This window comes from Sneathiella litorea (assembly GCF_009882915.1).
Taxonomy (GTDB): Bacteria; Pseudomonadota; Alphaproteobacteria; order Sneathiellales; family Sneathiellaceae; genus Sneathiella; species Sneathiella litorea.
The window spans coordinates 371,469-383,699 of sequence record NZ_WTUW01000009.1; the positions used below are offsets into that span (position 1 = coordinate 371,469).

Annotated in this window: 11 protein-coding genes; 3 read left to right on the forward strand and 8 right to left on the reverse strand. The window is 54.4% G+C overall.

The features are described 5' to 3' along the window. Positions 1–11: 11 nt before the first annotated feature. From GQE98_RS15775 to GQE98_RS15800, 6 genes are all read right to left on the reverse strand, one after another. A complete protein-coding gene (locus tag GQE98_RS15775; RefSeq protein ID WP_161316668.1) occupies positions 12–1,280 on the reverse strand; it encodes a potassium/proton antiporter in 1,269 nt (422 codons plus the stop codon). 103 nt (positions 1,281–1,383) lie between these two features. Then, the gene (locus GQE98_RS15780; protein WP_161316669.1) at positions 1,384–2,394 is read right to left on the reverse strand and encodes an NADP-dependent oxidoreductase; all 1,011 of its coding nucleotides are present in this window, start codon (positions 2,392–2,394) and stop codon (positions 1,384–1,386) included. 138 nt (positions 2,395–2,532) lie between these two features. After that, positions 2,533–3,108 carry a hypothetical protein gene (locus GQE98_RS15785; RefSeq protein ID WP_161316670.1) on the reverse strand — a complete coding sequence of 192 codons (576 nt, stop codon included), beginning with the start codon at positions 3,106–3,108 and terminating at the stop codon, positions 2,533–2,535. After that, positions 3,105–4,271, reverse strand: coding sequence for a M48 family metallopeptidase (locus GQE98_RS15790; protein ID WP_161316671.1), 1,167 nt, complete (start codon positions 4,269–4,271; stop codon positions 3,105–3,107). The genes GQE98_RS15785 and GQE98_RS15790 overlap by 4 nt, the downstream gene beginning before the upstream one ends. Beyond that, positions 4,268–5,335 carry a hypothetical protein gene (locus tag GQE98_RS15795; protein WP_161316672.1) on the reverse strand — a complete coding sequence of 356 codons (1,068 nt, stop codon included), beginning with the start codon at positions 5,333–5,335 and terminating at the stop codon, positions 4,268–4,270. The genes GQE98_RS15790 and GQE98_RS15795 overlap by 4 nt, the downstream gene beginning before the upstream one ends. Before the next feature lie 144 nt (positions 5,336–5,479). Continuing rightward, entirely contained in the window at positions 5,480–7,108 is a 1,629-nt protein-coding gene (locus GQE98_RS15800) for a 3-(methylthio)propionyl-CoA ligase (RefSeq protein WP_161316673.1), read from the reverse strand. 224 nt (positions 7,109–7,332) lie between these two features. Between GQE98_RS15800 and GQE98_RS15805 the strand changes: the two genes are divergently transcribed. From GQE98_RS15805 to GQE98_RS15815, 3 genes are all read left to right on the forward strand, one after another. Next, the gene (locus GQE98_RS15805; protein WP_161316674.1) at positions 7,333–7,761 is read left to right on the forward strand and encodes a hypothetical protein; all 429 of its coding nucleotides are present in this window, start codon (positions 7,333–7,335) and stop codon (positions 7,759–7,761) included. Continuing rightward, entirely contained in the window at positions 7,748–8,659 is a 912-nt protein-coding gene (locus tag GQE98_RS15810; protein WP_202526347.1) for a sterol desaturase family protein, read from the forward strand. Before GQE98_RS15805 ends, GQE98_RS15810 begins: the two co-directional genes overlap by 14 nt. Before the next feature lie 84 nt (positions 8,660–8,743). Continuing rightward, positions 8,744–10,171, forward strand: a complete 1,428-nt coding sequence (locus GQE98_RS15815; protein ID WP_161316675.1) for an NAD-dependent succinate-semialdehyde dehydrogenase — start codon at positions 8,744–8,746, stop codon at positions 10,169–10,171. 3 nt (positions 10,172–10,174) lie between these two features. Here GQE98_RS15815 and GQE98_RS15820 read toward each other — a convergent pair whose 3' ends face one another. Together GQE98_RS15820 and GQE98_RS15825 are read right to left on the reverse strand one after the other, a co-directional pair. Beyond that, entirely contained in the window at positions 10,175–11,188 is a 1,014-nt protein-coding gene (locus GQE98_RS15820) for a glutathione S-transferase N-terminal domain-containing protein (RefSeq protein ID WP_161316676.1), read from the reverse strand. A gap of 94 nt (positions 11,189–11,282) precedes the next feature. Continuing rightward, entirely contained in the window at positions 11,283–12,206 is a 924-nt protein-coding gene (locus GQE98_RS15825; protein ID WP_202526348.1) for an alpha/beta hydrolase, read from the reverse strand. Between the last annotated feature and the right edge of the window lie 25 nt (positions 12,207–12,231).

Genomic DNA, 12,231 nt, shown 5'->3' on the forward strand with positions numbered 1-12,231 from the left:
TCGGGTAAAAATCAATCCTTGCCTTTGGCACGCGCCTTAGCCTTACCTTTGCCAAGCGGTAGCTTCGGCCCGTCTTCCGGGTCGGCAATCAACCTGAGCCACCGCGCCGCAAGCGAGATAGTCCAGCCTTGCAGCAAAAGGGAGGCGACAACCACAACAAAGACAACGTCAAAAAACCCACTGGAGACCGGCCCCGGACTGATCACCGGGATGATGGCGAGGAAAATTGGCACCGCCCCGCGCAAACCCACCCAGCCGATAAACGCCTGTTGCCGCCAGCCGATACCGAAGGGGGCAAGAGATATAACAGTGGCCAAAGGGCGCGCGATAAAGATCAGGACTGCCGCAACCCCGAGACCAAGAGGCACATGATTTAGAAGTTCCTGCGGCGTGACCAGAAGGCCAAGCATCAGGAAAAGCACAATCTGACTGATCCAGGAAAGGCCGTCATGAAACTGGCTGACCCGCTCGGTCTGGTGTGTCATGCGATCACGGAGGATGGCCCCGCCGATAAAGACCGCGAGAAAGCCACTTCCACCGCTCAGGGCGGTCAGGTTAAATATCAGCAAGCAAGCTGCCATGGCGAAAGGTGCAAAAAGGCTGACCGGCATTTTAACCCGATTGATCAGCAGTGCCGTGATAAAGCCACCCAGGATACCGGCCACCAACCCAAGGCCCAGCTGCTGCGCCAACTGCGGCAGGAAGGAAATAAAGGTCGCCGCATCCATCGCCAGTTCATTGTCGACAATCGTTACCATTGTTATGGTCAGGAAAATGGCCATGGGATCATTGATCCCCGCCTCAACCATCAACGTCTCGCCAAGCCCGTCCTTCAATTGGATATTACGCTGGCGCAGTAGCAAAAAGGTTGCCGCGGCATCGGTGGAGCCAACAACCGCCCCGAGCAGCAGACTGAGGGCGAGCGGTACAGAAAACAGGAAGTTAATCAACAGGCCAACGATAAAGGTTGTGGCAATCACCCCAACGACTGCCAGCATCAGGGAGGGCATCCCCGCCTTCTTGAAACTTGCCCGCGTGGTATCCAGTCCGCCGGAAAACAGGATCAGAGCCAGCGCGATCGACCCGATGTCATAGGCAAAAGTGAAATCATCGAACTGAACTCCACCAATTCCGTTCTCCCCCATCATCATTCCAATGAAGAGGAAGAGGAGCAAAAACGGTGCCCCTAACCGATCGGCGACAGGAGTTAACAGGCACCCAACAAGAAAGAGAAAAGAGACAAATACCAGTATTACCTCAATCGACGTGAGTAACTCCATTAACACTCCATTTCTTAGAAAAATCCGATAATAGCAGATTACAGAAAAAAGGCGCCGCCGTAAATCAGCGACGCCCTCTAAATGTCAGTATTTATTATAAAATCTAGTCTTCAATGATTTTTAGGACCAATTTCCCGGTATTCTCTCCCTTGAAAAGCTTGAGCAGGACCGCGGGAAAATTCTCTATGCCTGTTTCCACCTGCGTACGGAACTTAAGGTTGCCTTGCCCATACCAGGTCGCCAGTTCCTTTACACCCTCGCCATAACGCGTGACATAGTCAAAGACGACGAAGCCTTCCATGCGGGCATGATGGACCAGGAGGTTGATATAATTCTGCGGCCCGCGCATTGGTGTCGTGTTGTTATACTGCGAAATGGCGCCGCATATAACGATTCGGGCATGGCGGTTGATCCGGGCGAGCGCTATATCGAGAATTTCGCCACCCACATTATCGAAATAGACATCAACACCGGCTTTAAGCGGCTCTTTCAAATCCTGCAGGAAACTGTCCGACTTGTAATCGAGACAGGCATCGAAGCCGAGTTCATCGACGACATAGGCGCATTTATCTGGCCCGCCCGCGATACCGACAGCGCGTGCGCCCTTGATCTTGGCGATCTGACCGACAAGAGAGCCAACGGCACCGGCGGCACCAGAGACAAGGACCGTGTCCCCTTCCTTCACCGCACCGACGTCGAGCAAGCCGAAATAGGCAGTGAGACCCGGCATGCCAAGGCCGCCCAGATAAGTTTCAATCGGTGCCAGCTTTGGATCGACCTTGGTCAGGTCCTTGGCAAGCGCCTTGCCATATTGTTGAATACCGAGCATGCCACTCACGAAATCACCGGCTTTGAAGTCGGGGCTGTTAGAGGCAACCACCTCGCCCACCGTGCCGGCGCGCATCACCTCGCCGATCTTGACCGGCGGGATATAGGACCGCCCTTCGTTCATCCAGCCGCGCATGGCGGGATCGAGGGAGGCATAGTGAATTTTCACAAGTACTTCATCGGCACCGATTTCCGGCAGCGCTTCGGTCGTAAACTCCCAGTCGCTATCTTTCGGCACACCAACCGGGCGGGCGGCAAGACGATATTGCTTGTTCATAGTTGACATGTCATTTTCCGTCATTCTCTGTATGTGTAATCTGCGCCTCTAACAGATATGGATACAACCACGGAAAACAAGCAACGTCGCCCCGAAAAAGAAAAGCCGGGCTGAACCCGGCTTTCTTGCTTGACCGCATCTGGATGGTTAAGCGTCGCCGCTAACTTTTATGGATTGGACAACGCTGTCAAAATAAGGCCGCCGTTCTTCATAGTAATGAGTTTCCCGGGCCGCGAAAAAGACCGCCATTAACTTGCCGTTTATGGTCGCGAACAGGAGATTGCCCTTGAAATCCGATCCTTCTTTGGACGACAGATTGAGATCAATCAGATATCCCTCCCTATTGCCAAACGACGCCGGTTGGAGATTACCGATGAAAGTCGGCGTTGCCGGCGTCAGGGAGAAGCCGTTCCGAACCAACTCGACAATTTCTTCCGGTGTCATGTCGGAACGGAAAGTTCCCGCGCGTTCCTCATTCCCGGCAGGAAAGACGAATGGCAATTTCTCCCCATCCGATATCGGGGCCCAGAACTCCACTCTTTCCAGTATGGGCCCGTCCTGCGTCCACATGACGGATTTATCGGTCTTCAACTCATTGATATATTCCGATGTCACCACCGAATAGCTGTTCCACATAGAGCTATGACCCGTTTGCTTAAGCTGGAAGGTCGGTGCACAGCTGGCTATCGTCAGGGTAAGCAGCAGGATGATAATATGTCTCATGATTGCCTCAATTGCTTGATGTAGGACTCGACCAGGAAACGATCTGACGCCTCCGGATAGCGAGCGAGGTAAATTTCGAAATACTCAATAGCCTTGTCGTCTTCTTTCTGGCGCTTGGCGACAAGACCAAGGTTCTTATATGTTCTGGCGGGCGCCCCCGCGGACTCCGCCGCCTTGAGATAGGCGTCCTTTGCCTTATCGAGATCGCCCTCTTTGCTTCGTCTCCGGTATACATCGCCGCGATAAAAATCGAGTGCCGCCGGGTTAAACTCCCGCTTTTCCAGGTTGTCGATGACAAATAGCGTCTCTTCATATGATCCTGTATCGATCAGGTCCTCAACCCAGCCTTGCCATCGGGCATCAACAAGTTCGCGAAATTTTTCGTCACCTCTTTGCTGCGCCTGAAGCGTGCGTTCCGGATAGGCTTCCGCTCTTGACTTCAGGTTCTCAACCCGATCCTCGGCCGGCGGGTGTGACGCAAAAAAGATGGCCGTAGACTCACGATCTCCCGCTTCCGCCTCGCCTTTTATCTTCTCCCAAAGCCGCCCGGCCTCCGCCGGATCATAACCGGCGCCATAAATGTAATCCTGCCCGATTTCATCTGCTTCATTTTCCAGTTCTCGCGAATATGCCTGAATGGAGCCCGCGGCGCTAAGACCCGCAGCAAGGCCAACAAAGCCATATCCGATACCGCCCGTGGCGATCGAGAAAAAGGCTAGAAAATCTGTTGTATTCCGCGCGCTGTTCCACATCTTGATGGAATGGCGTTTCTTGTAATGGGCCAACTCATGCGCGAGGACCGTTGCGAGTTGCGCCTCGTTCTCCACCCGCAACAATAATCCCGTCCAGACCTGCATAACACCATTCGGCGCCATGGATGCGTTGAAATGGGGGATTTTGACAATATAGAGACGTATATCCGGGCATATTTTCTCTGCCAGGCGGCAGACAATACCATCAAGATAGTCATGCAGTTCAGGATCCTTGATAATCAAGGCGCTGGCGGCGAAACTTCGTTCCGCCTCGTCCATCTTCATGCGCAGGCCGGCCTCTACGGTGTTCAGCTCCGGTTCGTCACCCGGCTTCACATCACCGATCGGACCAGTGCCCGCACAGGCCGAAACCAGTAAACCCAACCCAATGACGGCCTTGCCAAGCTTCATAAAGGAATATCTTCCAATAGATTTTCTGTTGCATCGAAAGCGGGCTCAAAGGTGCGAAGATCACCGCCGCCCGAGACCAGACGGTTATACCACAGGATATTCCCGGTCTCGAGATCTACCAGCGAGATAAATCCGACCTGTTGACCGCCCGGTATTCCAACCCCCAGAATTGCGGCAGCCAGAAACTGGGCAGCAACGCGCGATCCGCTTGAATAGGAATCGCGCATATAAACGAAGACCCCAAGATCTGCCCCATACGCCTTTTTCAGGTCCTGCGCCGTTTTACCCAGCTTCCAGTTAAAACTACCGTCCTTTTTTGTCGGCAGTTGAAAGAGCGTGTTGTACTGATACAGAAAGATTGATTTTCCAACATCCTCATGCAGATCTATCAGATCCTGCGCTGTCTCTGTCGGGACAAGTTGCGCGTCGTCGGAGTGGATGGCCACGCCATAGCCCATATCCGTGAAGTACTGCGCCATGAATTCGGTGACGTAGCCCTTGGCCGTCGATGTCCAAAGGGCATTCGGCTCCGTCAGCCCGCCGGCTGTAAGCAGACTCAACTCCACATCCGGCGTCATGATCAGGATCTTTTTCCCGTCTAACCCGCCGTCTATCTTTTTGCCAACAAGCTTTAATGTCTCATCGCTAAGTTCTACTTCCCCAATAATATTTTCTGCTGGACTGGCACTGGTCCCGGGCCTGCTTTCACCAGATATGTTATTGGCATTTGTCGCAGCATTTATACGAACCGGAACACAGTCTGTGTCCGTTTCACATAGCCAGATCTCTTTACCAAATCCTGGCAGCATCTTGATGCGAACTTCGTTTCCGGCTCCTATTTCACCTTCCGTCACTTCTTTTACAGGCCGATTTGTTGGTGCGGAGCCTTCATTCATATCCCGAACCTCAGAGAGGGTCAGCGTTTCTCCACCGGACGACGTGGCGACCTTACCTGCACCACCGCTATTCGCGGTCATGCTTTCGGTAAAGGTAGGCGCGCAAGCGGATAACATGACTAGAAGAGTGGAAATTGTAAAAAGAGAGGAAACCCGAGAAAGTAACATTGGACGACACCTAAATCTATTTTTTAGGGATTTTAAAACGTCCTGCGTAAACAATCAACACTTTGAATGTGTGAATTTTCTCGTGGCCATTGAGTAGAAAAGAAAGCCGGGCTGGACCCGGCTTTCCTTGCAGTTAATGCCCGATCAGGCTGTTGGCAGTTTGTAGTCCTTGAAGTCCTCACGGAGCTTGGTCTTCAAGAGCTTGCCTGTCGCCGTATGCGGGAGCTCTTCAACGAAGACGACATCATCCGGGAGCTGCCATTTGGCGAGTGTGCTTTCCAGATGCTTGATCACGTCGTCGCGGGATACAGAATGGTCCTTTTCCTTCACCGCTATGACAAGTGGCCGTTCATCCCATTTCGGATGAGGAATGGCAATTACGGCGGCCTCGACTATACCGGGGCAACCCAAAGCCTCGTTCTCGACATCAATGGAGGAGATCCATTCACCGCCGGACTTGATCACATCCTTGGAACGGTCGGTGATCTGCATATAACCGTCCGGATCTATGGTGCCCACATCTCCGGTGGTGAACCAGCCATCTTCATCCAGAACCTCACCGCCCTCACCCTTGAAATAACCGTTAGTAATCCAGGGACCCCGGACCTTCAGGTCGCCAAAGGCAACACCGTCGCGTGGCAGTTCCTTTCCATCATCCCCGGTGATTTTTAGTTCAACCCCGTAAACAGTCCGTCCCTGTTTGACACGGATATCTGTTCTTTGCTTCTCGGAAAGGTTTTCGTGCTTTTTGAGGAGGTTGCCGGTGGTGCCAAGGGGACTGGTCTCCGTCATGCCCCAGGCGTGGATCACCTCAACCCCATGTCCCTCGACAAAGGTATCAATCATCGAACGTGGCGCCGCGGAGCCGCCAATCACTGTCCGCTGCATGGTTGAGAATTTAAGGTTATTCTCCTTCACATAGCCAAGCAGCATCATCCAGATTGTTGGCACACCGGCAGAGAGCGTCACGCCTTCTGCTTCCATCAGTTCATAGAGCGAGGCACCGTCCATTGCCGCGCCCGGCATCACCATTTTCGCACCACACATAGCGGCTGCGTAAGGCAGGCCCCAGGCATTGGCATGGAACATCGGCACCACAGCAAGGATGGAATCCCGGTTGCTTACGCCAAGGCCGTCATTGGTGCAGACGCAGAAACTATGCAGGACCGTTGAACGGTTGGCATAGAGCACGCCCTTTGGGTTGCCCGTCGTACCGGAGGTATAACAGAGGGAGCAGGCCGTCATTTCATCGAACTGCGGCCAGGCATAATCGCCATCTTCCGCCTCCACCAGGGTTTCGTAGCAGAGCAGATTGTCAAGGCTGCTGTCGGGCATATGGGCCTCATCCGTCATGATGATAAAGCCCTTCACATTCGTGAGGTGATCCTTCAATGCCTCGATCAGTGGCACAAATGTCAGATCAACAAAGATGTACTTATCTTCAGCGTGATTGACGATGTAGGCGATCTGCTCAGGGAAAAGCCGCGGGTTGATTGTATGGCAGACGGCGCCCATGCCAGACACACCGAAATAAATCTCCATATGCCGGTAACCGTTCCACGCAATCGTGCCGATCCGGTCGCCCAACTCAACGCCAAGCCTGCCCAGTGCCTGCGCCAGCTTTTTCGCACGCAAGTTTACGTTGCGATAATTAGTACGGTGGATTGGCCCCTCAACGGTGCGCGAGACAATCTCCACATCGCCATGATTAAGACCAGAATATTCGATTAAAGAAGAGATCAGCAACGGCCGATCCTGCATAAGACCTAGCATTAAGTTCATCCCATTTTGGTTATTTGTTAGACTATTAAAGTCAGCATAAAACTGCACTCGCGTCACGTAAAGACCCTTTGAGATTCGTGATAATTTACTGCGCGATCAAGACCTTTACGTAGGGGATTGGCGAAGTTAACGCGATTGAATACCCTGAAATTTGTTAAACCGCGGTAATTTTTGTATCAATAGCGCAGAAAACAAAGAATCAAGGAACACCGGGAATGGCTATTGATCCGCTGATCCTCCTGCCCGCGTCCGCGCTCGCAGTGCTGTTTGTGATCCTTTTTATCCGGCTGGTTGCTGGCCCGCGCGAGGCATACCTTACACCGGAGAGGCTGGCTGCATTCCTGAGCGATCAGGAGCCGGACGACAAAATCGTCAGTTCCGTCATCAGCGGCGATAAAAGATATGCTCTGGTCCACTGGCAGAACGGTAAAGGGATCGGACTGGTGCGGAGTTTCGGGAACAAGTTGGTGCTGCAAATGCTGGGAAGAGAGATGCTGGAAAAATGTACATGGCGCGATAACGCTACTGTCCTCTATATCCCGCGTCAGGGGTTCGCCTTCCCGGCCGTCAAGTTCGCCTGTGATCCGTCAGATCTGGGAACACTGGAACAGTATCTGGACGGAGAGAATAATGCAGCTACCTGATCCGGTCACTTTCGCTATCCCGGCCTTTGTCCTTTTGATCCTGATCGAGGCGGTTATCGGCCGCTATGCGCCGAAGAAATCCAATTACGAGATGCGGGACAGCGCCGCCTCCCTGTTGATGGGGCTTGGTAATTTTGCCATCGGCCTGATCAATTTCGGGATTGTCGGCGGGGTCTCTCTCTGGGTTTATCAGTACCGCCTGTTTGACATCGGCTACACATGGTGGGCCTTTGTCCTGATCCTGTTCGCCGAGGATTTCGTCTATTACTGGTTCCACCGCCTCAGCCATGAGCATCGCATCTGGTGGGCGGCGCATATCAATCATCACTCCTCGCAATATTATAACCTGACCACCGCACTACGCCAGACTTGGACCGGCGCATTTATCGGCACCTGGATACCCTGGCTGCTGCTATCCTTCATCGGCTTTCCACTTGCGCTGATCCTTTTCCAGAAGGGGGTCAGCCTCGTCTACCAGTTCTGGATCCATACCGAGGCCATCGACAGAATGTGGAAACCGGTTGAGGCGGTGATGAACACCCCGTCCCATCACCGGGTGCATCATGCGACCAACCCCAGATATCTCGATGCCAACTACGCCGGGATTTTTATCATCTGGGACAAGCTGTTCGGCACCTTCGTCCCCGAAGACAAGGCCGAGCCCTGCCGCTATGGTATCGTCAAGCAGATCGCGAGCTTTAATCCACTGATCATCGCCTTTCATGAATGGGCCGGGATCTTTACTGATCTTTTCCATGCAAAGAGCTTCAAGGCAGCCTTCATGTATATCTTTGGTCCGCCCGGCTGGAGCGAGGATGGCTCCCGCCTCACCTCCCGGATGATCAAGGAGCGGGAACGGACACGTCTTGCGGGCCAGACCGCAGATGCCGCAGATTGATATGCTTTACTGGCGCGGATAAATCATTAGACTGCGCGAAAATCAAGAATATAGACTTCCCGCCGACGCGAAAGGTTTCAAAAAATGTATATTGACGGAAAATGGATTGCTGCGGATAGCGGCAACAGCTTCGATGTTCTCAATCCAGCAACGGGAGATGTGATCAAATCCGTTGCCGATGGCGGCGCAGCAGAGGCTACCCGCGCGATCGAGGCCGCCGATGCCGCCTTCCGCGATTGGTCGAAAACTACCGCTTATCAGCGCAGCGCCTATCTCTATAAAGCATACCAGATCATGATCGAGCGGAAAGAGGATCTCGCCCGCACCATGACCGAGGAACAGGGCAAGCCACTGAAAGCCGCCCGCAATGAGGTGCAGTACGGCGCAGACTTCCTGCTCTGGTATGCGGAGGAAGCGAAACGCATAAACGGGGAAATCCTCCCCTCCGGTCGCGGGGATCAGCGGTTCATGGTGCTACATCAGCCCGTCGGTGTGGTCGCGGCGGTTACCCCCTGGAACTATCCGATCTCGATGATCACGCGGAAAGTCGGCCCGGCGCTTGCCGCCGGCTGCACGGTCGTGCTGAAGCCTGCCGAAGCGACACCGCTCTGCGCCGTCGCCATGTTCGAGATTTTCGAGGCCGCGGGCATCCCGCCGGGGGTCGTCAATATGGTCACGGCAGCGGACCCGAAACCGGTTGGCGAAGTGTTCACCAGCCATCCGTCCGTCCGCAAGCTTACCTTTACCGGTTCCACCAATGTCGGCAAGATGCTCGCCGGGCAGGCCAGCGCCAATATGAAGCGCGTCTCGGCGGAGCTTGGCGGCCATGCGCCCTTCGTGGTGTTCGAGGATGTGGATCCGGCCCATGCGGCCAAGGGCGGATCGCTCGTCAAGTTCCTCAACACCGGTCAGGCCTGCATCAGCCCAAACCGCTTCTTCGTGCAGAATGGTTCCTACGATCAGTTCGTCGCCACATTCGAGGAGCGCGTCTCCAAAATGAAGGCGGGCAGCGGGTTTGAGGACGGCGTCGCCATCGGCCCGCTCGTCAATCAGGCCGCCATCGACAAGGTGGACCGGCAGGTTCAGGACGCTCTCTCCAAGGGCGCGGAACTGGTGACCGGCGGCGTTGCGCTTAAATCCAACGGGCTCGACAAGGGCTATTTCTACGCACCCACCGTGCTCGCCAATGTTACGGAGGACATGCTGATCTATCGCGAGGAAACCTTCGGTCCCGTCGCCCCGGTCATCCGCTTCGACAATGAGGCCGAAGTGCTGGAAAAAGCGAATGATACAGAATATGGCCTCGCGGCCTATGTCTATACCCGCGATATCTCCCGCGCCATGCGGATGTTTGAAGGGCTTCGCTTCGGCATCATCGGCATCAATGATATCAACCCGACCAGCGCCGCCGCCCCCTTCGGCGGCATGAAGGACAGCGGTCTCGGCCGTGAAGGCGCCAAGGAAGGGATCATGGAATATCTTGAAACCAAGCTCGGCGGCTTCTCGATCTAGAGCCTAGCTGAGGATTTTAACTCCCGCCTCCCCGATCAGGTCACCCACAATGTCTTTGGCCTCCTCGGGGAGCGCTTTATAGCGTGCCTTCAATTCGCCCAGGCATTTGACCTGATACCTGAAGACCCCTTGCGAGTATGCCCTGCCGTCAAGTTCGACGGAAAAGGTCTCCTCTCCGTTTTCGACCGCCGCCGCATTGGCCGCAAGGAACGGAAGATAAACCTCCGCGCTACAAGTGATCAGCCCCTTCGTCATCGGCGGCAGGTCCCCGACAGCATACCAGTCCCCTTCAATGCCCGACGCATCATCAAGCTGCCGGAGCCAGCTTTCCGCGCGCTGTGCCTCTTTTCGCATGATCGACATAGGCGTCGGATCGATGGAAAGGGTTCTTAGCTGCCCATAGAGCCCGAAATCGGCAATGGAAGGCCGCGTCCCGAACAAATATTTATACTGGCCCACATCCGCATGCAGCAGCGCCAGGATATGACGGAAGCCCGCCTCGATGACCGGGGCATTTTCCGGGGTGCAGCCGACAAGCGGCATACGACCGATCTGGCGGTCGGCGAAATACTGGGCAAATTTCTCGCGTTCCTCATCCGTGGCATCAGACGAACGATCATCGGCGATCCAGCGGCTGGCGTAATGGATATCCGCGTCATAGGTCCAGCGGTAATGGAACATCATCTTGGTGACCCATTCGTCGGCCATATCCTCGACCAGATGCGCAAGGAAGGCATGGGCAGGATGATCGGGAATGACCGAGCGGCCATCCGGATGCCGCTCCTCCAGCATGTAGATCAGCCGTGTGCTGTCGATATGTAGGCTGCCGTCTTCAGGAAGTTTTAAAACTGGCACCAGAACCGGCCGCAATACCGCCAGCAGATGATCATTCGCTTCTGAACGAAGGATCCAGTTATAGGGCAACCGCCGGTAATGCATATGGGAGCGCATTTTCAGCGAATAGGGAGAGGCGTTGCCGCCAATGAGGGTGTATCGATCCTGTGCCTGTCCGCTCATATTGTTTTTCCTTGTTTATTGAGAGCGGAAAAACATTATGGCAACAACAATAGCTTGTCCAGCACAAGCAACCAATCGAAGAAGACCAGTAATCCTAGCCGATGACGCTGTTAGCCCAGGCAATAAAATCCGTCGTGACCTCGTCACAGTTGATCTCGTTCAACATCTCATGCCGCCCGCCAATATAGAATTTATGGGTGACCCGCGTGAAGTGATGGCGATGATAGGCGGCGAGCAGTCGCTTGACGCCCTTGGTATTTTCGCCTACCGGATCCTCAGTTCCGCTGAAGATAAAAATCGGCATCTGCTTGTTCATCTTCTTGAGCGCTGACCGACTCGCGATTTTTGGTAAGGCGTCCAGCAATCCGGTCCAGGTGGCGACGGAACAGTCGAACCCGCAAAGCGGATCGGCGACATATTTGTCCACCTCTGCTTCGTCCCGGGAAAGCCAGTCGAATTCCGTCCTGTTGGGGGCGAACTGCTTGTTGAAGGTCTTGAACGTCATGCCGGCGATCAGCGGGCTATGCCCCTTAGCCCCGAAGCGCAGCTTTTCAAAGCGGATCATGAGCTGACCGATCCGTCCCAGCGTGCCCGGCGGCCCGTTGGTGGCGGAGAGCGCGGCGCCAGCAATTGTCTCACCATGCCGCGCCATATATTGCTGCACCATGAAGGAGCCCATCGAATGACCGAGCATGAGGATTGGCAAACCCGGATGCTCCACCGCAATTTCCCGATTAAGCAGATAGAGATCCTCGACCGCCTTATTCCAGCCATCGCGATCCCCCATATGGCCGGGAACCTCACCCGCAGGGATTGTCTGGCCATGCCCGCGATGGTCATTGGCATAAACAATATAGCCAAACTCATTCAGGGTTTGTGCGAAGCGGTCATAGCGGGCTGCATGTTCGGCCATACCATGTGTGATCTGTATAATCGCCTTGGGTTTCTTCTCGCCAAGCCACTGGTAAAGATGGATTGCCATACTATCGGCGCCGGAATAGGTAAAACACTCACTCATACGACCACTTCCCCGATTATTTCAG

Coding starts and splice junctions, on each gene's coding strand:
- GQE98_RS15785 (WP_161316670.1), bottom strand. CDS start 3,108: ATGAGACATATTATCATCCTGCTGCTTACCCTGACGATAGCCAGCTGT.
- GQE98_RS15825 (WP_202526348.1), bottom strand. CDS start 12,206: ATGAGTGAGTGTTTTACCTATTCCGGCGCCGATAGTATGGCAATCCAT.
- GQE98_RS15795 (WP_161316672.1), bottom strand. CDS start 5,335: ATGTTACTTTCTCGGGTTTCCTCTCTTTTTACAATTTCCACTCTTCTA.
- GQE98_RS15790 (WP_161316671.1), bottom strand. CDS start 4,271: ATGAAGCTTGGCAAGGCCGTCATTGGGTTGGGTTTACTGGTTTCGGCC.
- GQE98_RS15800 (WP_161316673.1), bottom strand. CDS start 7,108: ATGCTAGGTCTTATGCAGGATCGGCCGTTGCTGATCTCTTCTTTAATC.
- GQE98_RS15815 (WP_161316675.1), top strand. CDS start 8,744: ATGTATATTGACGGAAAATGGATTGCTGCGGATAGCGGCAACAGCTTC.
- GQE98_RS15775 (WP_161316668.1), bottom strand. CDS start 1,280: ATGGAGTTACTCACGTCGATTGAGGTAATACTGGTATTTGTCTCTTTT.
- GQE98_RS15780 (WP_161316669.1), bottom strand. CDS start 2,394: ATGTCAACTATGAACAAGCAATATCGTCTTGCCGCCCGCCCGGTTGGT.
- GQE98_RS15810 (WP_202526347.1), top strand. CDS start 7,748: ATGCAGCTACCTGATCCGGTCACTTTCGCTATCCCGGCCTTTGTCCTT.
- GQE98_RS15805 (WP_161316674.1), top strand. CDS start 7,333: ATGGCTATTGATCCGCTGATCCTCCTGCCCGCGTCCGCGCTCGCAGTG.
- GQE98_RS15820 (WP_161316676.1), bottom strand. CDS start 11,188: ATGAGCGGACAGGCACAGGATCGATACACCCTCATTGGCGGCAACGCC.